Here is a 22,980-nt window from a genome sequence, read left to right as displayed (position 1 = left end):
TCAGGGGCCGACGCGCTGCCCCTGGCTCAGGCACTCGATGAACAGCGCGAACAGTTCCGACTGCGAGCCGACTTCCAGCTTGGTGTAGAGATTCTTCCGGTGCATGCGCACGGTCTCCGGGGAGATGTCCATCAGCCGCGCGCTGGATTTCGCCGAGTGGCCGCTGAGCAGCAGGTGGCAGGCCTCGCGTTCGCGGTCGGTGAGCACGCCGCGACCGAAGCCGCGCAGCACTTCCTGAAGGCGCGGGGCGAGGTCGGCCTGCGGGTTCGGCGAGAGGTCGGCGCGCCCGGCGCAGAACTGCCGGGCCAGCTCCAGCACCGGCGGCGCCAGGCCGGCGAGGGCGGCGACCTGGGCGTCGCTGTAGCGGCTCGCCGAAAGGCCGTTGTAGAGACAGATCGAGAGCTTCTCGGTGGGGCCGAGGTCGAGGATGTAGTAGACGTCCTCCACCGCTCCGGCGCCGAGGTAGTAGGTCTGGTAGTAGGCGCTCTGGAAGAAGTCGTCGGGGGCGATCTCGCCGAGGGTGTAGAAGCCTTCCGGAAGGCCTTCCTCCACCGCCAGGCAGAAAGGGTCGAGCAGGTAGCCGCGGGAGAAGTAGCGGCGGATGATCGCCTCGCGGAAGCGCTCGGCGATGCCGCGCTCGTAGAGCAGGGTGGGCGCGTGGCCCTTGCGTTCCAGGCTGATCATGCTCGACTCGATCGGCACCAGTTGGTGGATGGCGTCGACCAGAGCGGCGAGGAAGTCGGGTTGGCGCAGGCGCCGGATCGCCAGCGCCAGGTGTTCGTGCCAGCGGTCGAGGGCGTTCGGGGCGATGGCCTGCATGGACGGTACGGCTCGTTCTTGTCGTTGTCGCCGCAGGATAGCAAGCCGCGTCGGCCGCACCCAGCGCTTACCCCAAAATGGGGTATGGCCCGCCGCGCGGTGCTCTTGCACCCTCGGAGCATCCATCCGAGAAGAGCGACAGCCCGATGAACGCAAGACTGCACGCCACGTCCCCCCTCGGCGACGCCGACCTGGTCCGTGCCGACCAGGCCCACTACATGCACGGCTACCACGTGTTCGATGACCACCGCGTCAACGGCTCGCTGAACATCGCCGCCGGCGACGGCGCCTATATCTACGACACCGCCGGCAACCGCTACCTCGACGCGGTGGGCGGCATGTGGTGCACCAACATCGGCCTGGGGCGCGAGGAAATGGCTCGCACCGTGGCCGAGCAGACCCGCCTGCTGGCCTATTCCAATCCCTTCTGCGACATGGCCAACCCGCGCGCCATCGAACTCTGCCGCAAGCTCGCCGAGCTGGCCCCCGGCGACCTCGACCACGTGTTCCTCACCACCGGCGGTTCCACCGCCGTGGACACCGCGATCCGCCTCATGCACTACTATCAGAACTGCCGCGGCAAGCGCGCCAAGAAGCACGTCATCACGCGGATCAACGCCTACCACGGCTCGACCTTCCTCGGCATGTCGCTGGGCGGCAAGAGCGCCGACCGGCCGGCCGAGTTCGACTTCCTTGACGAGCGCATCCACCACCTTGCCTGTCCCTACTACTACCGCGCTCCGGAAGGGCTGGGCGAAGCCGAGTTCCTCGACGGCCTGGTGGAGGAGTTCGAACGCAAGATCCTCGAACTGGGCGCCGACCGGGTGGGGGCGTTCATCTCCGAGCCGGTGTTCGGCTCCGGCGGCGTGATCGTCCCGCCTGCAGGCTACCACCGGCGGATGTGGGAGCTGTGCCAGCGCTACGACGTGCTGTACATCTCCGACGAAGTGGTGACCTCCTTCGGCCGCCTCGGCCACTTCTTCGCCAGCCAGGCGGTGTTCGGCGTACAGCCGGACATCATCCTCACCGCCAAGGGCCTCACCTCCGGCTACCAGCCGCTGGGCGCGTGCATCTTCTCCCGGCGCATCTGGGAGGTGATCGCCGAGCCGGACAAGGGCCGCTGCTTCAGCCATGGTTTCACCTACTCCGGCCACCCGGTGGCCTGCGCGGCGGCGCTGAAGAACATCGAGATCATCGAGCGCGAGGGCCTGCTCGCCCACGCCGACGAGGTCGGCCGCTACTTCGAGGAGCGCCTGCAAAGCCTCCGCGACCTGCCCATCGTCGGCGACGTGCGCGGGATGCGCTTCATGGCCTGTGTCGAGTTCGTCGCCGACAAGGCCAGCAAGGCGCTGTTTCCGGAAAGCCTGAACATCGGCGAGTGGGTCCACCTGCGGGCGCAGAAGCGCGGCCTGCTGGTTCGTCCGATCGTCCACCTGAACGTGATGTCGCCGCCGCTGATCCTCACCCGCGAACAGGTCGATACCGTGGTCCGGGTGCTGCGCGAGAGCATCGAGGAAACCGTGGAGGACCTTGTCCGCGCCGGTCACCGGTAAGCGCCGGGGCGCCGTCGGCGCCCCACCCGAACATTCAGGAGAACCCCAATGGACGACAACAAGAACAAGGTCCTGCGGTTGCGCGATGTGGTGCTCTACACGGTCTCGGCGATGCTCTTCATGGACCAGATCGCCCTGGCTTCCTCCCTCGGTCCGTCGAGCCTGTTCTGGTGGCTCTACGTTCTGCTCCTGCTGTTCCTGCCGATGGCCATGATGACCTCCGAGCTGGGCACCGCCTTCCCCGCCAACGGCGGCGTCTACCACTGGGTGCGTAGCGCCTTCGGCTTTCGCTGGGGGGCCCGGGTGTCATGGATGTACTGGGTCAACAACGCACTGTGGATGCCTTCGGTCTACACCTTGTTCGGCAGCATGCTCGGCGCCTTCTATTTCCCCGAGCTGAGCCTCTGGGGCAAGATCGCCATCGGCATCGCCCTGGCGCTGCTCACCGCGGCGTTCAACGTGGTCGCGCTGCGCCTGGGCAAGTGGCTGCCGAACCTCGGCGCGCTGCTCAAGCTGCTCGCGGTGCTCGCCCTGGGCGTCGGCGGCCTGCACTTCGGCTGGAACCATGGCTTCGCCAACGACTTCAGCCTGGACTCCATCGTCCCGTCCTCGCCGGGCCAGATGGCCGCGCTGGGAGTGATGGTCTACGGCATCATGGGGACCGAGCTGGCCTGTTGCAGCGCCGCGGAGATGCGCAACGCGCGCCGCGACATCCCGCGCGCGGTGCTGATCTCCGGGCTGATCGTCGGCGCCTTCAACATCTTCGGCACCCTCGGCGTGCTGGCCGCGGTACCGGCCGAGGAAACCGACGTCACCCGGATATTCGCCCACACCCTCTACAACATCTACGGCCACGACGGCGCCGGCGGGATGCTCGCCGACCTGGTCGGCGCCTTCGTCCTGTTCACCCTCTTCACCAACATGGTCACCTGGAGCATGGGCACCAACCGTGCCGCGGTGGAAGCGGCCAAGGCCGGCGAGCTGCCGGCGCTGTTCGGCGTGGTCCATTCGCGCCACGGCACGCCGATCGGCTCGGCGGTGCTGGCCTCGGCGGTGAGCATCGTCCTGCTGCTGCTCTACGGCCTGGTGGCGCACACTGCCGAGGAACTGTTCTGGACCCTGCTGTCGATCTTCGCCATGGTCTTCATGATGCCCTACGTGCTGATGTGCCTGGCCTTCGTCCGCCTGCGCCGCGCCGACCCGCGCCCACGGCCTTACCGGATGCCGCTGGGCGACCGCCTGGCCAGTCTCTGGGCGCTGTTCGTCGCGCTGCATGTGCTGGCCGGCATCGGCCTGTTCGTCGTCACCCCCGGCGCGCCGATGGACTGGGCCTACGCCGGCAAGATCGTCGGCGGCGTGGCGCTGGCCCTGGCCGTGGGCGAACTGCTGATCCGCCAGGCGGCGCGAAGGCGCGGCGTGATGTCGCTGCGCGGTGCCTACGGTTGAGGAGCGGCCCTGTCGCAACAGCGCCTATGGCGTTAATGTGCCGTTAACGCCCTTGGTGGGTAATGGGTCGCAGCGCAACACGGAGAAGGTCGTCATGTCCGAACGAGAGCACTGGCAACGGGTATACGAGAGCAAGCCGTCCGACGCGGTGAGCTGGTTCCAGGCCGAGGCGACGCTGTCCCTCGACCTGATCCGACGCATCGGCGCGCCCCGCGAGGCGGCGATCATCGATGTCGGCGGCGGCGCCTCGACCCTGGTCGACGGCCTGCTCGCCGAAGGCTTCGGCGACCTGACGGTGCTCGACCTTTCCGACGCCGCCCTGCGCGTCGCCCGCAACCGCCTCGGCGCGCGCGGCGAAGAGGTGCGCTGGATCGCCGGCGACATCACCGGCGTCGACCTGCCGGAAGCCACCTACGATGTCTGGCACGACCGCGCCGTGTTCCACTTCCTTACCACTGCCGAAGCCCGCCGCGCCTATGTGCGCCAGGTGATGAAGGCGGTCCGCCACGGCGGCCATGTGATCGTCGCCACCTTCGCCGCCGACGGCCCGACCGAATGCAGCGGCCTGCCAGTCATGCGCTACGACGCCGACGAACTGCACGCCGAGTTCGGCTCCGCCTTCCAGCTCACCGAGCACCGCGACGAACACCACGTCACTCCCGCCGGCCGGGTCCAGCACTTCGTCTACTGCCATTGCCTGAAACGCCTGTGAAGTGCTCCGAGGCTGGGCTACGCTCTGCTCGCCCGGCCGTGCGAACGACTTTCCATGACATCCGGCATTTCTTCTTCGGACCCCGGCCTGATAAGCTCCCGTCTCGAGGAAAACCTCTTGCAAATCAAAGAGGAAGGCAATCACGCCCGGTGGCGTGGCCGGACTTCAAATCCGGTGGGGGACGGCAGCCGTTCCTGGGTGGGTTCGACTCCCACTGCCTTCCGCCAATTCTCCGCTCGCTTTCGGCGGCCATCGTGTCTCACAGGATCAAGCGTCTATCTCGGTCCGTTCCAGCAGAAGCAGCGTCTCACCCGTCCCCGTCGTCTCCCTGACCAGCGCTCCCCGCTCATTCCAAAACGCACTCCTGCCCGCCGCCTTCCAGCCACCCGTCGGCCCGCCATGGTTGGCCAGCAGCACGCCCATTCCGTGCTCGCGGGCATAACCGGCCAGCAGGGCCGAGTCGGCCGGGTAGCCGTTTTCTCCGATCAGCGCGCTGGCGATGTAGAGGCGAGCGCCGGCACGGGCGGCGTGGGCCGGGTGGCTGGGTTGGCTGAAGTCGGCGCAGACCGCCAACGCCATCGGCAGGCCGTCGATCTCCAGCAGGGGGCCGCCGTCGCCGGCTGAGAAGTGGCGTTCCTCGCCCGCGTGCAGGTGCTGCTTGGCATAGACGCCGAGGCTGCCGTCGGCGCCGAGGATCAGGGCGGCGATCAGCGGCTTGGCATGCTTCGGCGAGCGCAGCGGCAGGCCGACCACCGTGGTCATCCGTGCCTGCTCGGCGAGCTGGCGCAGCGGTTGCAGCAGGGGCGTGTCCGCCGGCTGGGCGAGGGCGGCGGCAGCGGTGGGTTCGTAGCCGGTGAGCGACAGTTCGGGAAACACCAGCAGGCGCACGCCCCGTGCCTGGGCGATACGCATCAGGCGCAGGTGGTCGTCGAGGTTGCGTGGCAGGTCGGCGGGGTGGGCGCAGCTCTGGGCGGCGGCGATCAGCGTCATGGGGCTGTCTCGGGTATGGATGGCACAAATTCGCCAGTAGAGCCGAAGGCAGCATTTCCGGGAAGAGGCGATTAGCGGCTGCGCTACGTTTGGCTGGGGAGGGCGCTTTCATCGCCGCGAAGCCGTAAGATAACGCGCTTCATGGCGCGCCCGACGGACGGGTGCGCACGCTTGCCTCGGGAGAACAGGGATGGCCGAGATCAATCCGCTTTCAACGGACCTGCAACAGCAACTGGCGGAGCTGCAGGCACAGGGGCTCGCCTTGCTTGGCGTCGCCGCGGACGAGACGCCGGCGCAGATCGTCGCCGCCATCACCGACTACGTGCGCGATGCGAGGGAGCAGGGGCGCAGCCTCGACGACGAGGCGGTCTTCGCCCTCGGCGCGCTGATCGGCGCGCAGTACGTGCGTGGCCTCGGCTGGCACTGGGGCGACGTGATCTGGGACGGCGACCCGGACAGCGCCGCCGTCGGCGTGCTCAGCCCCGACGAATCGCTGTTCAACAACCCCATCGGCTGGGTAAGCCAGATCGCCGAAAGCGGCGGCGGGGTGCCGTTCATGCTCAGCTACAACATGATCCTGGCCAACCAGGTGCCGCTGTTCGAGCGAGGCAGCGCCATCGGTCTCTATTGAGCATGCAGGCGGATCGCCGCGACGCGCCGGCGCATCCCGCCAGGCGGGGCCGACAACCTGAACGGCCGGCGTCAGGCGCCGCGACCCGCCGAGCAGCGCCAACCGGCGAACGAGGTGCCGGGTGACCGTGGTGGAACAGACGCTGCCTCTGAGAAACCGCGCCTGCGGCGCTTTCCAGGAAGGCAGCCTGGAACGACGCGACTGCCGAGCCCATATCGGGCTGCAATTCCGCGATTGAGTGGGCTGCGGGTTCGCGACTCGGCTGGCCTTCCTGGGAACACTTCTGAGGTTTTCGCATGACGGATCTTGAACACGCGGTGGAAAGCAACCGACGCGCCTGGGACGCGTCCGCCGACAGTCACCTGCGTGGCAGCGGCTGGCAGGAATTGTCGCTGGCGGTACAGGAAACCGGCTTCAGTTGCCTGGACGAGACCCTGGCTGGCGTGCTGCGCAATCTGGACCTGGCCGGCAAGGCGGCGGTCCAGGTCGGCTGCAACAACGGCCGGGAAGTGCTTTCGCTGTACGCCTTCGGCGTCGCGCGGGCGGTGGGGATCGACCAGTCCGCCGCCTTCCTCGCCCAGGCGCGGCAACTGGCCGAGCGCTCGCCGCATCAGCCGCGTTTCGTCGAAGCCAATGCCTACGAGCTGCCGGCCGAGCTGAACGGTCAGTTCGACCTGCTGCTGATCACCATCGGTGTGCTCAACTGGATGCCCGACATCGCGCGCTTCTTCGCCTCGGTGAGCGGCCTGCTGAAGCCGGGCGGGCAATTGGCGATCTATGAGACCCACCCGTTCCTGGAGATGCTCGAACCCGAGTCGGAGCGACCGTTCGAACTGCGCAACGACTACTTCACCGACACGCCCCACGTATCCCGGGAGGCCATCGTCTACGAAGGCAGCGGCAGCGATACCGGCATCGCCAGCTACTGGTACGTCCACCCGCTCGGCGACATCCTCGGCGGGCTGCTCGGCGCCGGCCTGCGCCTGAGTCACTTCAAGGAGTACCCGCACTCGAATCGCGAGGAACTCTACGACCTCTACGAGGACGGACCGCTGGCGATCCCGATGTGCTACACGCTGGTCGCGGTCAAGGCATGACCTGCGTCGAGGCCGGGCGAGGCGCGCCGCTGCGTGTGGTGGTGGTCGGCACCAGCGGGGCCGGGAAGTCGACCTTCTCCGCCGCGCTGGCCGCCAGGCTGGGTTGTACGCATGTCGAACTCGACCGACTCTACTGGGGCCCCGGCTGGCAAGCCGTGCCCCACGAACGCTTCGAGCACGCAGTGGAGCGGGCGACGACGGCGCCGCGCTGGGTCGCCGACGGCAACTACAGCGCCGTCCGCGAGTTGCTCTGGGGCCGCGCCACCCATGTGGTATGGCTGAATTTCGGGCGCTGGACGGTGTTCTCCCGGGTCCTTCGCCGCACCCTGGCCCGGGGCCTGCTGCGCACCCGCCTGTCCCACGGCAACCGTGAATCGCTGCGGATGGCGTTCTGCTCCAGGGATTCGATCCTGCTCTGGTCATGGACCACCTTCGCAGGCAACCGCCGCAAATACACCGGCCTGCGCGAGGATCCGCGGTTCGCGCATTTGCGCTGGGTGGAGGTTGGCGAGCCGGGGAGGGTGGGGGAGGTGATCGAGAGGTTGGTGGAAGCCGTGCTCGCACAGTCGCAGTAGTGAGCGAAGCACGCTATCCGCCTCAGTCCTGGGGCTTGCTTACCCGGCTGCGCAGCAACTCGAAATAGGCTGTATCGGCGGGGCCGCCTGGCGTCGATTCCGCGCCGGCGACCAGCGTTTCACGCAGTTCCCTGGCGTGCATTTCGCGTTCTCCCCTTACCAGGCCACTCTGTATCATTGGGTGCCGCGTCGCCGCCAGCGCCCGGCCGAGAATCCTTGCGACGACCTCGTCCTTGCCACGGGTATAGGCCTCGCGGTCGGTGGGGTAGCGGCGGGCCAGGGCGTGCTTGGTTTCGGCGTAGAGGTGGGCGTCGTCGGGGTGGTTGCGCAGCCAGTCGCGGAACAGCAGGTAGCGGTCGGCCTGGGCCAGGGGCATGACATGGACATGGTGGGTGCGGCCATGGCCGAAGGGCGGCATGCCTTTGACGAAGAACATCCGCTGGGTGTTCGGGTTCTCGCGCCAGAACTGGTAGCCGAGGCCCTCCAGCGGGGCTACCAGCCGCTGCGGATCGTGGCCGGGCGGCGGCAGCAGGAGGATGTCGATGATCGGCTTGGCGTCGAGCCCGGGCACCGCGGTGCTGCCGACATGCTCGATGCCCAGCCCGGGCAGCGCCAGTGCCGTGCGGATGGCCTCGGCTTCGGCGGCGAAGCGTTGTGGCCAGGCGGGGTCGGCGGGCAGCACCTCGATGCGGTCGTCGTCGGCGTTGCTCCAGCGTTGGCCGTCGAAGCGGGGCGGTTGGGGTGAGGACATGGCGGACTCCGGGGATATGCGGGAGATTGGCGGCGATGGGGAGCTGGGGTAGGGCGAATAACGCCAGCGGCGTTATCCGCCTTCCGCGAGCGGGGTGCGGGTAAAACCCGGGAGTCTCAGAAGTCCAGCGCCTGCACCCCTGGATGCTGCAGATCGAACCCATCCAGGCGCATGCGCTCGGCGAATGCCTCCCGCGCCGCGTCTCCCTGGAGAAACGCTCCCCGCGCCGAGGCCCAGTCGTCCGGTTGCAGCCGCACCATCCAGCCCTCGCCGTAGCAATCCCGGTTGATCAGCGCCGGGCGCTTGACCACCGCCGGGTTGCTCGCCAGCAGGGTCCCGGCCAACGGGCTGCGGGCCGAGGAGGCAGCCTTGGCGAACTCGACCACGCCGAAGCTGCGGTCGCGTTCGATGTGCCAGCCGTCGCGCTTGGGGGTGAAGGCGAAGATTTCGCCATACAACGCGCAGCCGTAGGCGCTCAGGCCCAGGGTCAGGCTGCCGTCGACTTCCTCGCGCAGCCACAGGTTGTAGTCCGGGGCGTAGAACAGCCCGTCGGGGAATTCCAGGCCGTGCAGGTTCGCGCTCATAGGGTCAGCACCCGCTCGGATTCGAGGATCAGCCGTGCCAGTTCGCCGCCGCTGGAGATTTCGTCGAGTTCCTCGATCAGTTCGCTTTCGTCGATGTTCACCCCGGGTTGGCGGCACATCAGCAGGCGCGCGCCGGCCTCGCGGGCCTGGCGGATGAAGTGGCGCAGCGGCTCGCCGCCGTCCAGCGCGCGCAACTGGTCGGCGACGGCGCGGCGGGCCAACTGCACGCCTTCGCCGCTGAGGAACAGGGTCACCTCGGCGTCCATGCAGGCCAGCAGGGTGGCGGTGTGGAAGGGCGCGGCGCAGCGGGCCGGGGTGCTCGGGCCGCTGGAGACGATGATGAGGACGCGCTGGGCGTGGGTGTCAGGGTTCAAGGGGCTTGTCCATCTGGATCAGCGCCACGCGCCGGCCGTCCGGATCGTGGCGTTCGGCGATGGCGCGCGGCTGGTAGCCGAGCTGGGTATAGAGCAGCAGTCCGGCGGCGTTGGCGTTGAAGCAGGAAATTTTCATCAGGCGCGCTTTGTACTGTTCGCGGGCGAGGTTTTCCATGACCCCGATCAGGTAGCGGGCCACGCCCAGGCCGCGCGCGGCGGGCGCCACCATCATGTTGCCGAGGGCGCAGAAGTCGCCGTGCTGCCACTGGTAGAAGTTGGCGAAGCCGACCACCTGTCCGTCGTGCACGGCCACGGTGCTGCCGCGACGTTCGGCGATGGCGGCGGCCAGTTGGGCGACGCTGAACGGCCAGATCGCCTTGGGGTAGCAATAGAAGAGTTCGTCGCGGTCCTGGGGGAAGCCGGCGACCGTCTCCAGGTCACCGGTCTCCGCCGGGCGGTGGCTGAGCTGCATGTCAGCGCGGCGGGTATTGCGACATGACTTTCTGCACCGTCTCGCGGATCGCCTGCTCGCGCTCGGCCGGGCTCGGCGGGCTGGTGCGCATGATCTGCTCGCCGCTGCCGCGCCAGACCAGTTTGCCGTCCTTGCCGTCGAACAGGTCGACCTGGAGGGTGGCAACCTTGTAATTCACGGTGCGCGTCTCGGCCATCGCCGGGCCGCCCCAGTATCCTCCCCAGTAGCCGCCCCAGTAACCGCCGCCGTAGTTGGTGGTGATCTGGTCCTGGCGATCGTCGACGATCAGGTAGGCGCGCACCGTGACGTCGCCCCTGGCGTTGCCCTGGGCCGGACGCAGGCCGCGCTGGTCGAGCTGCTGGGCGACGGCTTCGCGGATGCGTTGCTCGGTGAGGTCGCTCTTGATGCGTGGGTCGTCGGGGCGGTATTCGAAGGCGGGTTGCGACCAGCTCCAGCTACGGTAGGCGGCGAAGTCGCGGGAGCTGTCGAAGTCGCGGTCGAGCTGGGTGGTTTCGCAGGCTGCGAGGCTGAGGAGCAGGCCGAGCAGCAGGATTCGGCGGATCATGGTTTTTCTCCAGTCAGAGTTCACATCCAAGCTCAGCGCCGGATGAAAGGCAAGAGGAAACGCGGGTTTGAAGCGTCTCCACAAGTAACGTTGGCGAGCACCCGCCCTATAGGGCGCGACGGGAGAATGAAATGAATCGAAGTATTGCGATCCTGCTGCTGGGCCTGTCGCTGACCGGCTGCGTCGAGGCACGCTCGGTGGTACCGGCGGATGGCCCGGGCCCGCTGCTGGTGGCCCATCGCGCCGGCACCGCGGACTACCCGGAGAACACCCTGCTGGCGATCCGCAAGGCGCTGGACAACGGCGCCGACGCGCTATGGTTGTCGGTGCAGTTGAGCGCCGATGGCCATCCGGTGCTCTATCGCCCCGCTGACCTGGCGGTCCTGACCCAGGGCGCCGGCGCGGTCGGCCAGTCGAGCCTGGCCGAGCTGGCGCGCTTGAACGCCGGCTATATGTTCAAGGCCGAGGACGGCAGCTATCCCTACCGCCAGAAGCCGCTGCGGATTCCTACGCTGCGCCAGGCGCTGCGGGCGATCCCGCCGCAGGTGCCGGTGTTCCTCGACATGAAGTCGCTGCCGGTGGAGCCGCTGGTCGATGCCGTGGCCGGCGAGCTGGAGCGGCAGAAGGCCTGGTCGCGGGTGCGTTTCTATTCCACCGAGAAGGCCGCCAACGACTACCTGACGCAGCGCTACGCGGACCGCGCGCGACAGTTCGAAAGCCGCGATGCGACGCGCAACCGCCTGGTCGGCCTGGCCTTCGGCGAGCGCTGCGAGGCACCGCCGGCCGGCGGCACCTGGATGGGCATCGAGCTGCGCCGCGAACTGACGGTGACCGAGCGCTTCACCCTTGGTGAGTCCTCCTACAAGGTGCCGGCGGCGCAGTTGTGGACGCGCAAAGCGATGGACTGCGTGCGCCGCGAGCCGGTGAAGGTGGTGATGTTCGGCATCGAGACCGCCGAGGACTACCGCACCGCGCGCGCCCTGGGCGCCGACGCGGTGATGAGCAACTCGCCCAGGAAGATGGAGGCGATCCGCCGCCGGGTGCTCGCCGATCAGCCCGGCGGGTAGCTCGACAGCGCCCGTTTCACCGCTTCGCGCAGGGCCTTGGCCTGTTCGCTGGCGGAGTCGCCGGAGTCGAACTCGGCGCTGTTGCCCCACACCGGCTGGCCGCTGCGGGCGTCGTTCAGCTCGACGCGGACCACGGTGACCTGCACGGTGTAGCTGCGGGTCACCGGGTAGCTGGCGCCATAGCCGTACCAGGGATCGCGCCAGCCGCCGTAGTTGCCGTAGTAGCCGCCGTAGTAGTCGGTGACCTGGCGGGTGCGCAGTTCGTTGCGCAGGAACGCGCTGACCTGCAGGTCGGCCGCGCTGCCCGGCCGCGCCGGGCGCAGGCCGCGCTGGTCGAGCTGCTGGCTGACGGCGTCGCGCAACTGGTTGTCGTCCAGGCCCTGGGGAAAGCCGCTGACCCCGGCGGCGGCCCAGCTCCAGCTACGGTAGCGGGCGTAGTCGCGCGGCGCCGCCGGATAGGCCCCGGGATCGAGGCCGGGATTGGCCGCGGCGGCCGGCTGCGGCGGGTAGGGCAGGGAGCTGGCACGGTAGGGATTGTCGCCCTGGCAGGCACCGAGGGCGGCCAGGCTGGCGAGTAACGGCAGGATCAACAGTCGCGATTGCATGCTCGACGCTCCGTGGCCGCGCTACGTCGGCGGCCCTTGCAGGCTCAGACTGCATTCTGCGCCTTTCATTGCGGGCGGCACAGCCAGTGCAGGTAGCGGCCAAGCCCGGCAAAGGCCGGGTGGCGGCGGTAGGCCAGTTCCATTTCCACCAGGTCGAGCCGTTCGGCCTTGGCCTGGAACTCGCTCGGCATGTAGTCGTGGAACACCCGCACGCCGCTGCGCGCCTCGATGCGCCAACGCGCTGCCAGCGCCTGTTCCAGCTCGCGCGGGTCGAGCGGGCGCTGCGGGGTCAGGCTCTGCCCCTCGCCAGCGAAGCGTTCCTTGCGCAGCTTGCGGAAGTGGCCCTTGAGCAGGTTGCGGTAGATCAGCGCGTCGCGATTGTAGAAGGCCAGCGACAGCCAGCCGCCGGGTGCGCAGAGTTGGTGCAGCACCGGCAGGATCGCATGGGGTTCGGCCAGCCACTCGAGCACGGCGTGGCAGAGCACCAGGTCGTAGGGCTCGGTGAGCTGGCCGAGCAGTTCCTGCCAGGGCGCCTGGATGAATTCGGCGGCCTGCCCGGCTTCGGCGAAGCGCTGGCGGGCGCCGTCGAGCATGGGTTGCGCTGGCTCGGCGAGGGTTACGCGGTGGCCGCGAGCGGCCAGCCAGAGCGACATGTGGCCGAGCCCGGCGCCGATGTCGAGGACCCGCAGAGGTCGCTCCGGGAGGGCCTCGGCGAGGTCGGCCTGGAGTACCGCGAGGCGGATCGCACCCTTGGCGCCGCCATAGATCTTTTCGGCGAAGCGCGTCGCCAGTTCGTCGAAATGGCGGTCGCTCATGGCAGGAAGCGCCGTTCGCAGTCGGCCAGCTTGGCGCGCACCACCTGTTCCAGGTCGAGGCCGGTTTCCCCGCAGAACAGCAGCAGATAAAGGACGATGTCGCCAACTTCCTGGCCAGCGTGTTCGAGCTGCTCGGCCGACAGCGTGCGCGACTGGTCTTCCGTCAGCCACTGGAAGATCTCCACCAGTTCGGCCATCTCGACGCTGGCGGCCATGGCCAGGTTCTTCGGGCTGTGGAATTGGCGCCAGTCGTTGCGGTCGCGGATGGCGTGCAGGCGCGCGGTGAGTTCGTGCAGGTCCATGGGGGATTCTTCGCGGTGGCGGTAAGCAGCCGCATAGCTTCGGGCTTTGCGCCCGAAGCTTCAAGGCATGGCGGACCGGCGTCAGCCCTGTAGCCGGCTCCAATGCCCGGCCATGTGCGGCAGGTCGTCCTTGCCGCGCAGGCTGAACTGGCCGTCCGCCGCCGCCGCGCTGGCCAGGAGGGTGAGGCTGGCCGGCAGCAGCACTGGCTTCTGGAAGCGCACCTCGACCCGATAGCCCGAGGCTGGCAGTCGCTCGCCGAGGGCGGCCAGGCTGCGAGCCTTGTTCCACAGGCCGTGGGCGATGGCGCGGGGAAAGCCGAACAGCTTGGCGCTGGGCGCCGACAGGTGGATCGGGTTGTAGTCGCCGGCGGCACGGGCATAGCGCCGGCCGATGTCGGCGGGCGCCTTCCAGTTGTCGACCGGCTCCAGCGGCAGCGGCTCCTGCTCGGCTTTCGGCGGAATTTCGCCGGGCACCTTGACGCCGCGGCAGAGCACCTTGCTGTCGCCGACCCAGAGCAGGCCAAGCTGGTCTTCCAGGCGGGTGACGATGCTGAAGGTGGCGCCCTTGTCGTGCGGTTGCAGGTTTTCCACCGCGACGCTCACGGTGAACGGGCCGAGGCCGCCGAGCGCGCGCAGCACGTCGATGCGGTTCTCCAGGTGGACCAGGCCGAGCAGCGGGAAGGGGAAGCGCTTGTCGGTGAGCAGCGCCATCTGCAGCGGGAAGGCGAGGATGTGCGGGTAGGTCGGCGGCAGCAGGCCGTCGTCGCGGAAGCCGCAGACCTGGCGGTAGCGCTCGAGGTGCTTCGGGTCCACCGTGACCTGGCTGCGCAGGCCGCGCTCGGGCAGGGCCTTGCCGCGGATGCCGCGGCGCAGTGCGGCGCGCAGGAACAGGCCGGGCAGGGCGGGTGGGGCGGGCAGGTCGAGCCAGGCGGTGGGCATTGGACATCTCCTCGAAATAGGTGGCTGTCAGCTTAGTCGAGCACCCGCAGCAGGCATTGGCCGCCTGGCCGACGCCGCTGGCAGGGCGGTCAATCGGCTCCGGGATGCGTCTGCATCGAGATTTTCGACCACGCCGGCGGCTAGTCGATCTGAGGGTTTTTCCGTCATGCGGGATGGGTTATTTCTATGGCCTCTCCTTGAGAGGGGATGGCAAAGCTGCCTAAGATGGGCCCGCCCCATGGATAACTAGAAAAAACACCATGCGTGATCTGACCGACGATGTAGCGCTGATGCGCCCGGTGATCGACGCCCTGCGCGCCAGCGGCTGCGATCCGGACCGGGTCCTGGTCCGTGTCGGGCTGCCGCCGGGTGGCCTGCCGGCCGGCCGTTTCCCCCATTCCGCACAGAACCTGTTCTGGAAGGCCGCCGCCGACGAGTGCGGCGAAGAGCATGTCGGCCTGCACCTGGCCGAGCACCTGCCGGCGTTCCACGGCCTGCTCCTGGAATACCTGTTCCTCTCCAGCGATACCTTCGGCGCCGGCCTGCGCCATTCCCTGCGCTACGTACGCCTGCTGTCCGACACCCTGCAGGCGCAACTGGAGGTGGAGGGCGAGCGCGCGGTGCTGTCGCTGGGCGAATCGCCGGCGATCAACCGCCACTTCCCGGAAATGCTCGCCGGCGCGGTGATCCGCCTGTTCGGCGCGCTCACCGAGGGCGAGTTCAAGCCGCTGGAAGTGCAACTGATGAACGAAACCGGCGCGCCGATGGAGCGCTACCGTGCGGTCTACGGCTGCCCGACGATCCTCGGCATGCCGCGCTACGCGCTGGTATTCGATGCCGCGGTGCTGGACAAACCCTCGCGCCACGCCGCCCCGGAACTGCTGCGCATGCACGAGTCGCTGGCGCGCCGGCAACTGGCCGAGGTGGAGCGCCTGGACCTGGTGCGCCAGGTCCGCGAACTGATCGGCGAGTTGCTGGTGGACGGAGGCGCCACCCTGGAGCAGGTCGCCGCGCGCCTCGGCATGCCGGCCCGACGTCTGCGCGAACGCCTGGCGATGGCCGGGGTGCGCTTCAACGATCTGGTCACCGACTACCGCTGCCGACTGGCCAAGGAACTGCTGCTGAAGACCGACGAGCGCATCGAAGTGATCGTCGAACGCACCGGGTTTTCCGAGCCGAGCACCTTCTATCGCGCGTTCAAGCGCTGGGTCGGCGAGACGCCGGTGGAGTTCCGCCGGCGCGGGCAGCAGGGGCGCGGGTAGGGCCTGTCCGAAGGGGCTACCGGTGTTTTCCTGGTGCAGGGCGCCTGCCCGTCGCCGGGGAGTTAGGGGCCGCCTCAGGCCCCCAGCAGGCTCTGCCCGCACACCCTCAGCACCTGGCCGCTGACCGCGCCGGACGACGGCTGGGCGAACCAGGCCACTGTTTCGGCGACGTCCTGCGGCAGGCCGCCCTGGCTCATGGAGTTCATCCGCCGGCCGGCCTCGCGGATGGTCAGCGGAATGGCGGCGGTCATCTGCGTCTCGATGAAGCCCGGCGCCACCGCGTTGATGGTGATGCCGCGCTTGCCCAGCGCCGGCGCCCAGGCCTGGGCCAGGCCGATCAGGCCGGCCTTGCTCACCGCGTAGTTGCTCTGCCCGAGGTTGCCGGCGATGCCGCTGATCGACGCCAGCAACACCACCCGGCCGTTGTCATGCAGCTTGCCGCCGTCGAGCAGGGCCTGGGTCAGCACCTGCGGGGCATTGAGGTTGACGTTGATCACCGAGTTCCAGAAGTCGCTGCTCATCTTCGCCAGGGTCTTGTCGCGGGTGATCCCGGCGTTGTGCACGACGATATCGACGCCCTCAGGCAGCGCGTCCACCAGTTGCTGCCCGGCGTCCGCGGCGCAGATGTCGAGGGCCACGGCACGGCCGCCGAGGCGCGCGGCGAGGCCTTCGAGGGCCTCCCTGGCCGGCGGCACGTCGAGCAGCACCACTTCCGCGCCGTCGCGCGCCAGGGTTTCCGCGATGGCCGCGCCAATGCCGCGGGCGGCGCCGGTGACCAGCGCGCGCTGGCCGGCCAGCGGCTTGCTCCAGTCGTGGACCTGGGCGCTGTTGGCGGCAAGACGGATCACCTGGCCGGAGACGTAGGCGCTCTTCGGCGAGAGGAAGAAGCGCAGTGCGCCTTCCAGTTGGTCCTCGGCGCCCTTGCCGACGTACAGCAACTGCACGTTGCCGCCGCGACGGATTTCCTTGCCCAGGGAGCGGGTGAAACCTTCCAGGCTGCGTTGCACGCTGGCGGCGACCGGGTCCTTGAGAGACTCGGGGGCGCGTCCGAGGACCACCACCTTCGGGCACTTGTCGAGGCCCTTGAGCACCGGCTGGAAGAAGTCGCGCAGCGCCACCAACTGCTCGAAGCGGGTCAGGCCGCTGGCGTCGAACAGCACCGCCTTGGCCCGCGGGCTGTGTTCGGCGGTCCAGCGCGGCAGCTCGAACTGTCCCTCGACGGCGGCGAACACCGCGTCGGTCAGCTTGCCGGCGAAGGGCAGCACGGCCTCGGCCAGCGCGCCGCTCCCGCCGATCACCAGCGGGCCGTCCACCGGCCGCACCCGGCCGGCCTGCCAGCGCTCCAGGCGCAGCGGGGAGGGAAGGCCGACGGCGCCAACCAGGCGGCGGCCGACGGGGGAGTTGGCGAAGGCGATGTAACGATCGGTCATGGAACGGGCTCCCGGTGGAAAGGCTCCAAGGCTGAAGGTGGATTCCGCCGGCCAACGATGCCGAGGGAACGCGGGTAACAGTGTGGACAACTCTACGCAGCCACCTGTTCGCCGCAATTGACCGCGCTGACCGGGATAACGGCAGGGCGGCCAATGCGACGCGACCGGCTAAGGTTAGCCTGTGCGCCACTGACCGCTCAGTTAACGGGTCGAGCCTCGGCTCGGCGTAAACGATTCCAGCAAGGAGTTCTTCCATGACCCAGCTGCGCCGGGTCGCCATTGTCGGCGGCAACCGTATTCCCTTCGCCCGCTCGAACACCGTGTACGCCACGGCGAGCAACCAGGAGATGCTCACTTCCGCCCTGGAAGGCCTGGTGGAGCGCTACAACCTGCACGGAGAGCGCCTTGGCGAGGTGGTGGCCGGCGCCGTGCTGAAGCATTCGCGCGACTTCAACCTGACCCGCGAATGCGTGCTCGGTTCGCGCCTGGCCCCGGAAACCCCGGCCTACGATATCCAGCAGGCCTGCGGTACCGGCCTGGAGGCGGCGATCCTGGTGGCCAACAAGATCGCCCTCGGGCAGATCGACAGCGGCATCGCCGGCGGCGTCGACACCACTTCCGACGCGCCGATCGGGGTCAACGAGGGTCTGCGCAAGATTCTCCTCGAGGCCAACCGTGGCAAGAGCAACCTGGACAAGCTCAAGAGCCTGTTGAAGATCCGCCCGCGCCACGTGGTCCCGGCCATCCCGCGCAACGGCGAGCCGCGCACCGGGCTGTCGATGGGGGAGTCCTGCGAACTGATGGCGCAGACCTGGCAGATTCCCCGCGACGAGCAGGACAGGCTGGCCTTCGAGAGCCACCACAAGCTGGCCGCGGCCTATGAGGAGGGCTGGCAGAACGACCTGATGACGCCGTTCCGCGGCCTGACCCGCGACCAGAACCTGCGCCCGGACATCGACCTGGAGAAGATCGGCACCCTCAAGCCGGTGTTCGAGCGCGGCTCGCGCGGCACCCTCACGGCGGCCAACTCGACGCCGCTGACCGACGGCGCCTCGGTGGTACTGCTGGCCAGCGAGGAGTGGGCGAAGGCGCGCGGCCTGCCGATCCTGGCCTACTTCAAGGACGGCGAGGCGGCGGCGGTGAACTTCGTCGATCGCCAGGAGGGCCTGCTGATGGCGCCGGTCTACGCGGTGCCGCGGCTGCTGGCACGCAACGGCCTGAGCCTGCAGGACTTCGACTACTACGAGATCCACGAGGCCTTCGCCGCCCAGGTGCTCTGCACCCTGAAGGCCTGGGAAGACCCCGAGTACTGCAAGACCCGTCTCGGCCTCGACCAGCCGCTGGGCTCCATCGACCGCAGCAAGCTCAACGTCAAGGGCAGCTCGCTGGCCGCCGGCCACCCGTTCGCCGCCACGGGAGGACGGATCGTCGCCAACCTGGCCAAGCTGCTCTCGGTGGCGGAGCAGGGACGCGGGCTGATTTCCATCTGCGCCGCCGGTGGGCAGGGTGTGACCGCGATCATCGAGCGGTAATCCAATAGGGCGAGCGGCCTTGTCGCTCGACGATGTAAGCAACTCCGTGACTTGGGCGGTGCCGTGCGAACGGGACCGCCTTTTTTTTGCCGGCGCCCTACGGTTCGGGTTCGTCGGCGGCGTTGGAGACAGCGAATTCGACGCTTGTACGGAGAATCCCCTCTCTCTTCAGGGAGAGAGTTGGGGTGAGGGCGGCTCCGCTATCGGCCGGGAGTGCCGCTGCGGCGGATAACGCCGTTGGCGTTATGCGCCCTACGCTTTGGGTTCGTGGCGGCGATGAAGGTACGGATCCCGACGCCTGCCGGATAACCCCGGCGAAGGGCTCACGCCGCACATCCGCCATTGCCGTCCTGCCCCCGCAGGCTTGCCGGCTGGCGGTCGGCGAAGGGGGTGGAGAGGATCATCGAGGTCTTGCTGATGCCGAACTTCATCAGCCGGTCGATCAGGTCCTGCAGCTCCGGCATCGAAGCCACAGCGGCCTTCATCAGCACGCAGGCGTCGCCGGTGATCCGGTGGCAGAGGGTCAGTTGGGGGATCCGGGCCAGTTCGTCGAGCACCGACTGGCAATCCTTCTCGGTGATCCGCAGTTCGATGACGCACTCGATGGGCAGGCCGAGCTTGGCCAGGTTCACCGAGGCGTGGTAGCCGGTAATCACCCCTTCGGCCTCCAGCTTGGCCACCCGGTCGGCCACCGCCGGGGGCGACAGGTTGATGCGCCGGGCCAGTTCGGCGAAGGTCAGGCGGCCGTTGTCGATCAGGGCGGCGAGGAGCGCACGGTCGTATTTGTCCATGATGGGTCCCGGTTGTCGAATCGACGGAAAGCATGGCCGATTTCCATGGAAAGAAAAGTGTTACGTCCCGATAACCAGCGGCTGTGCCTTAACCGGCGGGTGGCGACCTCATAAAATGAAGTCTTTCTCCCGCCTGCCCTGTCGAGTGCTTTCCATGCCTGCCCGTCGCATTCCGCTGTTGCTTTTCGGTGCGTTCTTCGCCCTGTACTTCATCTGGGGCTCCACTTACCTGGCGATCCGCTTCGGCGTCGAGTCCTGGCCACCGATGCTGATGGCCGGGGTGCGCTTCGTCATCGCCGGCGGCCTGATGTTCGCCTGGTTGCGCTGGCGCGGCGCGCCGTTGCCGACCTGGCGCGAGTGGCGCGGCGCGGGGATCGTCGGAATCCTCCTGCTCAGTTGCGGCAACGGCGGGGTGACGGTGGCCGAGCACTGGGGCGTGTCTTCCGGGGTGGCGGCCCTCGCGGTGGCTACGGTGCCGCTGTTCACCCTGCTGTTCAGCCAGTTGTTCGGCCAGCGCAACACCACCCTGGAATGGGGCGGCATCGTGCTCGGGCTGTTCGGCATCGTCCTGCTCAACCTCGGTTCGAACCTCCAGGCCAGCCCTGCCGGCGCCGGCTTGATCCTGTTCGCCGCCGCGTCCTGGGCCTTCGGCTCGGTGTGGAGCCGGCGCCTGTCGCTGCCGGCCGGACCGATGGCCAGCGCCGTGGAAATGCTGGTCGGCGGCGCGGTGCTGCTGGTCGGCAGTCTGGCCAGCGGTGAGCGCCTGGAGCATTGGCCGAGCACCAGCGGCTGGCTGGCGCTGGTGTACCTGATCCTGTTCGGCTCGATCATCGCCTTCAGCGCCTACCAGTACCTGCTGCGCAACGTGCGGCCGGCGGCGGCCACCAGCTATGCCTACGTCAATCCGGCGGTGGCGGTGTTGCTCGGCACCCTGTTCGCCGGCGAGCGGATCGGCGGTATCGAGGGGCTGGCGATGCTGGTGATCATCAGCGCCGTGGTGCTCATCGGCCTGCCCCAGTGGCGCGCCAGCCGCGCCGCCGCCTGAATGCCTTAAGCGATCCCTAAGGCGGGCTGCGCCATGCTGCGGCGCAGCGCCCGGATGGGCCGGGCTGACGGGGGTACGAAGATGAAAGCGCTGGTCATCGGTGTGGTCCTGGTGTTCCTTGGCGGTTGCGCCAGTCACGTGAGCCCCGGCGGCAAGGCCATCGAGTCGCCGATCAAGGAGTATTTCGGCCAGGACCCCATCGAGCGCCGGGCCTTCGGCGAGAGCGAGAACGGCGCCGAGGCCGAGGATTCGCCACTGCGTTTCCGCCTGACGCCCTGAACGGTCGCCCCGGGCGCCTGACCGGGCGTGCAGAAGTCGTCTCCAGCGTCTTCAATACGGAGTGACGGTCGCCGCCAGGCGGCCCCGTAGCGAAGGCCGGAGGGGCAATGGAGAGCATGCTGGACAGGCCCGAGCAGGAACTCGTGCTGGTGGTGGACGACACCCCGGACAACCTGCTGCTGATGCGCGAGCTGCTCGAGGAGCAGTACCGCGTGCGCACCGCCGGCAGCGGCCCGGCCGGGCTGCGGGCGGCCGTCGAAGAGCCGCGCCCGGACCTGATCCTGCTCGACGTGAACATGCCGGGCATGGACGGCTACGAGGTCTGCCGACGGCTCAAGGCCGATCCGCTGACCCGCGACATCCCGTTGATGTTTCTCACTGCCCGCGCCGATCGCGACGACGAGCAACAGGGCCTGGCCCTGGGCGCGGTGGATTACCTGGGCAAGCCGGTGAGCCCGCCGATCGTCCTGGCGCGGGTGCGCACCCACCTGCAACTGAAGGCCAATGCCGATTTCCTGCGCGACAAGAGCGAATACCTGGAACTCGAAGTGCGCCGTCGCACGCGCCAGCTGCAACAGTTGCAGGACGCCGTCATCGAAGCCCTGGCGACCCTTGGCGATCTTCGCGACAACCCGCGCAGCCGCCATCTTCCGCGTATCGAGCGCTATGTCAGGCTGCTCGCCGAGCACCTGGCGGCGCAGCGGGCGTTCGCCGACGAGCTGACTCCGGAGGCTGTCGACCTGCTGAGCAAGTCGGCGCTGTTGCATGACATCGGCAAGGTCGCGGTGCCCGACCGGGTCCTGCTCAACCCCGGGCAACTGGACGCCGCCGACACCGCCCTGCTACAGGGCCATACCCGCGCCGGGCGCGACGCCCTGGCCAGCGCCGAGCGGCGGCTCGGCCAGCCTTCCGGGTTCCTCCGCTTCGCCCGGCAGATCGCCTACAGCCATCACGAACGCTGGGATGGCCGGGGCTTTCCGGAGGGCCTGGCGGGCGAGCGGATTCCCCTGGCGGCGCGGATCGTCGCCCTGGCCGACCGCTACGATGAACTGACCAGCCGGCACGCCTACCGGCCGCCGCTGGCGCACGCCGAGGCGGTGCTGTTGATCCAGGCCGGCGCCGACAGTGAATTCGACCCACGGCTGGTGGAGGCCTTCGTCGCCGTGGCCGACGCTTTCGCCGAGGTTGCCCAGCGCTACGCCGACAGCGCCGAGGCGCTGGACGTGGAGATGCAGCGGCTGGAACAGGCGGTGGCGGAAAGCATCGAACTCACCGCGCCACCAGCCTAGTACGCTGATCGGTGCGCAGTCCGGCGGAAAGCCGGCGCGTCCGGCTGTGCTCGGCACGGCGTTTGCCGTATAACGTCAGACCCTTTGCCTTCCACATTGGCCCCGAGGAACCGCGTAGCACCGATGAAGACACCCAGACGCCTGGAACCGTTGATCGAAGACGGTCTGATCGACGAGGTCGTGCGCCCGCTGATGAGCGGCAAGGAAGCCTCGGTCTATGTGGTGCGTTGCGGCGACAGCCTGCGTTGCGCCAAGGTCTACAAGGAGGCCAACAAGCGCAGCTTCCGCCAGGCCGCCGAGTACCAGGAGGGCCGCAAGGTCCGCAACAGCCGCCAGGCGCGGGCCATGGCCAAGGGCTCGAAGTATGGCCGCCGCGAACAGGAGGAAGCCTGGCAGAATGCCGAAGTGGCGGCCCTGTTCCGTCTCGCCGGGGCTGGTGTGCGGGTGCCGAAGCCCTATGATTTCCTCGATGGCGTGTTGCTGATGGAACTGGTGGCGGACGCCGACGGCGATGCTGCGCCGCGTCTCAACGACGTGACGCTGGAGCCCGACGAGGCACGGCGCCACCACGCTTTCCTGATCCGCCAGATCGTTGCCATGCTCTGCGCCGGCCTGGTGCACGGCGACCTCTCCGAGTTCAACGTCCTGCTCGGTCCGGATGGCCCGGTGATCATCGACTTGCCGCAGGCGGTCGACGCGGCCGGCAACAACCATGCGTTCAGCATGCTCGAACGCGACGTCGGCAACATGGCCGCCTACTTCGGCCGCTTCGCCCCGGAACTCAGGCAGACCCGCTATGCCAAGGAAATGTGGGCGCTCTACGAAGCCGGCGAGCTGACAGCGGAAACCCCGCTCAGCGGCACCTTCGTCGAAGCCGAAGAGGCCGCCGACGTGCGCGCGGTGCTCCGCGAGATCGAGGCCGCGCAGCGCGAGGAGGCGCGTCGCCAGGCGCTGCGCCAGGCCGACGACGCGCCGCGTGGCGAGCGCGAGGAACCGCCGCCGCCTTGGTTGCAGTGAGCGGCTGGCGGATGTTTTTTCCCGCCAACTGTATCGCG

The 22,980-nt window shown here is 68.5% G+C and carries 26 protein-coding genes and 1 tRNA gene; 14 read left to right on the top strand and 13 right to left on the bottom strand.

Annotated features, from left to right (window positions below; all coding sequences use genetic code 11):
- Positions 1-684 (bottom strand): helix-turn-helix transcriptional regulator, encoded by a 684-nt coding sequence (locus VQ067_RS26380; RefSeq protein ID WP_010895683.1) that lies wholly within the window; start codon positions 682-684, stop codon positions 1-3.
- 281 nt (positions 685-965) lie between these two features.
- Between VQ067_RS26380 and VQ067_RS26375 the strand changes: the two genes are divergently transcribed.
- The 4 genes from VQ067_RS26375 to VQ067_RS26360 all read left to right on the top strand — a co-directional run bounded on the left by VQ067_RS26375 (position 966) and on the right by VQ067_RS26360 (position 4,757).
- A complete protein-coding gene (locus tag VQ067_RS26375; protein WP_023092650.1) occupies positions 966-2,372 on the top strand; it encodes an aminotransferase in 1,407 nt (468 codons plus the stop codon).
- Between the two features lie 48 nt (positions 2,373-2,420).
- Positions 2,421-3,818: an APC family permease gene (locus tag VQ067_RS26370; RefSeq protein WP_033990051.1), complete on the top strand. Its 1,398-nt coding sequence runs from the start codon at positions 2,421-2,423 to the stop codon at positions 3,816-3,818.
- A 94-nt stretch (positions 3,819-3,912) separates the two neighbouring features.
- A complete protein-coding gene (locus VQ067_RS26365) occupies positions 3,913-4,530 on the top strand; it encodes a class I SAM-dependent methyltransferase (RefSeq protein ID WP_003095305.1) in 618 nt (205 codons plus the stop codon).
- 131 nt (positions 4,531-4,661) lie between these two features.
- Positions 4,662-4,757: transfer RNA gene (locus VQ067_RS26360), tRNA-Sec, on the top strand.
- A 40-nt stretch (positions 4,758-4,797) separates the two neighbouring features.
- On the opposite strand, the gene VQ067_RS26355 is transcribed toward VQ067_RS26360, so the two are convergent.
- Positions 4,798-5,520, bottom strand: a complete 723-nt coding sequence (locus VQ067_RS26355; protein WP_003095301.1) for a carbon-nitrogen hydrolase family protein — start codon at positions 5,518-5,520, stop codon at positions 4,798-4,800.
- A 262-nt stretch (positions 5,521-5,782) separates the two neighbouring features.
- Between VQ067_RS26355 and VQ067_RS26350 the strand changes: the two genes are divergently transcribed.
- From VQ067_RS26350 to VQ067_RS26340, 3 genes are all read left to right on the top strand, one after another.
- Entirely contained in the window at positions 5,783-6,151 is a 369-nt protein-coding gene (locus tag VQ067_RS26350; RefSeq protein WP_074241121.1) for a hypothetical protein, read from the top strand.
- A 296-nt stretch (positions 6,152-6,447) separates the two neighbouring features.
- The gene (locus VQ067_RS26345; RefSeq protein ID WP_003095295.1) at positions 6,448-7,248 is read left to right on the top strand and encodes a class I SAM-dependent methyltransferase; all 801 of its coding nucleotides are present in this window, start codon (positions 6,448-6,450) and stop codon (positions 7,246-7,248) included.
- On the top strand, positions 7,218-7,823 hold the full coding sequence (locus VQ067_RS26340; protein WP_196496113.1) for an AAA family ATPase: 606 nt from the start codon (positions 7,218-7,220) through the stop codon (positions 7,821-7,823). Before VQ067_RS26345 ends, VQ067_RS26340 begins: the two co-directional genes overlap by 31 nt.
- A gap of 22 nt (positions 7,824-7,845) precedes the next feature.
- Here VQ067_RS26340 and VQ067_RS26335 read toward each other — a convergent pair whose 3' ends face one another.
- The 5 genes from VQ067_RS26335 to VQ067_RS26315 form a co-directional block, all read right to left on the bottom strand.
- Entirely contained in the window at positions 7,846-8,574 is a 729-nt protein-coding gene (locus tag VQ067_RS26335) for a GrpB family protein (protein WP_004365400.1), read from the bottom strand.
- A gap of 116 nt (positions 8,575-8,690) precedes the next feature.
- Positions 8,691-9,158, bottom strand: a complete 468-nt coding sequence (locus VQ067_RS26330; protein ID WP_340080945.1) for a glycine cleavage system protein H — start codon at positions 9,156-9,158, stop codon at positions 8,691-8,693.
- Entirely contained in the window at positions 9,155-9,532 is a 378-nt protein-coding gene (locus VQ067_RS26325) for a DsrE family protein (RefSeq protein WP_003095286.1), read from the bottom strand. The genes VQ067_RS26330 and VQ067_RS26325 overlap by 4 nt, the downstream gene beginning before the upstream one ends.
- The gene (locus tag VQ067_RS26320; RefSeq protein ID WP_003135262.1) at positions 9,522-10,004 is read right to left on the bottom strand and encodes a GNAT family N-acetyltransferase; all 483 of its coding nucleotides are present in this window, start codon (positions 10,002-10,004) and stop codon (positions 9,522-9,524) included. The genes VQ067_RS26325 and VQ067_RS26320 overlap by 11 nt, the downstream gene beginning before the upstream one ends.
- A 1-nt stretch (position 10,005) precedes the next feature.
- The gene (locus tag VQ067_RS26315) at positions 10,006-10,569 is read right to left on the bottom strand and encodes a DUF4136 domain-containing protein (RefSeq protein ID WP_003095282.1); all 564 of its coding nucleotides are present in this window, start codon (positions 10,567-10,569) and stop codon (positions 10,006-10,008) included.
- 131 nt (positions 10,570-10,700) lie between these two features.
- Here VQ067_RS26315 and VQ067_RS26310 point away from each other — a divergent pair, with 131 nt between their 5' ends.
- The gene (locus VQ067_RS26310) at positions 10,701-11,636 is read left to right on the top strand and encodes a glycerophosphodiester phosphodiesterase family protein (protein ID WP_003102260.1); all 936 of its coding nucleotides are present in this window, start codon (positions 10,701-10,703) and stop codon (positions 11,634-11,636) included.
- Here VQ067_RS26310 and VQ067_RS26305 read toward each other — a convergent pair.
- The 4 genes from VQ067_RS26305 to VQ067_RS26290 form a co-directional block, all read right to left on the bottom strand.
- Positions 11,621-12,241: a DUF4136 domain-containing protein gene (locus tag VQ067_RS26305; protein WP_019726931.1), complete on the bottom strand. Its 621-nt coding sequence runs from the start codon at positions 12,239-12,241 to the stop codon at positions 11,621-11,623. The two genes, VQ067_RS26310 and VQ067_RS26305, sit on opposite strands and share 16 nt — an antisense overlap.
- Before the next feature lie 65 nt (positions 12,242-12,306).
- A complete protein-coding gene (locus tag VQ067_RS26300) occupies positions 12,307-13,056 on the bottom strand; it encodes a methyltransferase domain-containing protein (protein ID WP_003111303.1) in 750 nt (249 codons plus the stop codon).
- Positions 13,053-13,358 (bottom strand): nucleotide pyrophosphohydrolase, encoded by a 306-nt coding sequence (locus VQ067_RS26295; RefSeq protein ID WP_003102255.1) that lies wholly within the window; start codon positions 13,356-13,358, stop codon positions 13,053-13,055. The genes VQ067_RS26300 and VQ067_RS26295 overlap by 4 nt, the downstream gene beginning before the upstream one ends.
- Before the next feature lie 81 nt (positions 13,359-13,439).
- Entirely contained in the window at positions 13,440-14,297 is an 858-nt protein-coding gene (locus tag VQ067_RS26290) for a MaoC family dehydratase (protein ID WP_003095272.1), read from the bottom strand.
- A 260-nt stretch (positions 14,298-14,557) separates the two neighbouring features.
- On the opposite strand from VQ067_RS26290, the gene VQ067_RS26285 reads away from it, so the two are divergent.
- Entirely contained in the window at positions 14,558-15,559 is a 1,002-nt protein-coding gene (locus VQ067_RS26285) for an AraC family transcriptional regulator (protein ID WP_003095270.1), read from the top strand.
- Positions 15,560-15,633: 74 nt separating this feature from the next.
- Here the strand turns inward: VQ067_RS26285 and VQ067_RS26280 are convergent, their stop codons facing one another.
- Positions 15,634-16,989, bottom strand: coding sequence for a 3-oxoacyl-ACP reductase (locus tag VQ067_RS26280; protein WP_023101604.1), 1,356 nt, complete (start codon positions 16,987-16,989; stop codon positions 15,634-15,636).
- Between the two features lie 254 nt (positions 16,990-17,243).
- On the opposite strand from VQ067_RS26280, the gene VQ067_RS26275 reads away from it, so the two are divergent.
- Positions 17,244-18,521: an acetyl-CoA C-acetyltransferase gene (locus VQ067_RS26275; RefSeq protein ID WP_003095263.1), complete on the top strand. Its 1,278-nt coding sequence runs from the start codon at positions 17,244-17,246 to the stop codon at positions 18,519-18,521.
- Between the two features lie 323 nt (positions 18,522-18,844).
- Here the strand turns inward: VQ067_RS26275 and VQ067_RS26270 are convergent, their stop codons facing one another.
- Positions 18,845-19,312 (bottom strand): Lrp/AsnC family transcriptional regulator, encoded by a 468-nt coding sequence (locus VQ067_RS26270; RefSeq protein WP_003095262.1) that lies wholly within the window; start codon positions 19,310-19,312, stop codon positions 18,845-18,847.
- Positions 19,313-19,466: 154 nt separating this feature from the next.
- On the opposite strand from VQ067_RS26270, the gene yedA reads away from it, so the two are divergent.
- From yedA to VQ067_RS26250, 4 genes are all read left to right on the top strand, one after another.
- The gene (gene yedA, locus VQ067_RS26265) at positions 19,467-20,357 is read left to right on the top strand and encodes a drug/metabolite exporter YedA (RefSeq protein WP_021264024.1); all 891 of its coding nucleotides are present in this window, start codon (positions 19,467-19,469) and stop codon (positions 20,355-20,357) included.
- A 33-nt stretch (positions 20,358-20,390) separates the two neighbouring features.
- Positions 20,391-20,636 carry a hypothetical protein gene (locus tag VQ067_RS26260; protein WP_003102243.1) on the top strand — a complete coding sequence of 82 codons (246 nt, stop codon included), beginning with the start codon at positions 20,391-20,393 and terminating at the stop codon, positions 20,634-20,636.
- 107 nt (positions 20,637-20,743) lie between these two features.
- Positions 20,744-21,925 carry a cyclic di-GMP phosphodiesterase gene (locus tag VQ067_RS26255; RefSeq protein WP_003095256.1) on the top strand — a complete coding sequence of 394 codons (1,182 nt, stop codon included), beginning with the start codon at positions 20,744-20,746 and terminating at the stop codon, positions 21,923-21,925.
- A 123-nt stretch (positions 21,926-22,048) separates the two neighbouring features.
- Positions 22,049-22,942, top strand: a complete 894-nt coding sequence (locus VQ067_RS26250; RefSeq protein WP_003095255.1) for a PA4780 family RIO1-like protein kinase — start codon at positions 22,049-22,051, stop codon at positions 22,940-22,942.
- Positions 22,943-22,980 lie beyond the last annotated feature (38 nt).

It is taken from the genome of Pseudomonas sp. KBN12P06040, from assembly GCF_037574965.1.
Taxonomy (GTDB): domain Bacteria; phylum Pseudomonadota; class Gammaproteobacteria; order Pseudomonadales; family Pseudomonadaceae; genus Pseudomonas; species Pseudomonas aeruginosa.
This window is presented reverse-complemented; position numbering and strand designations above follow the sequence as displayed.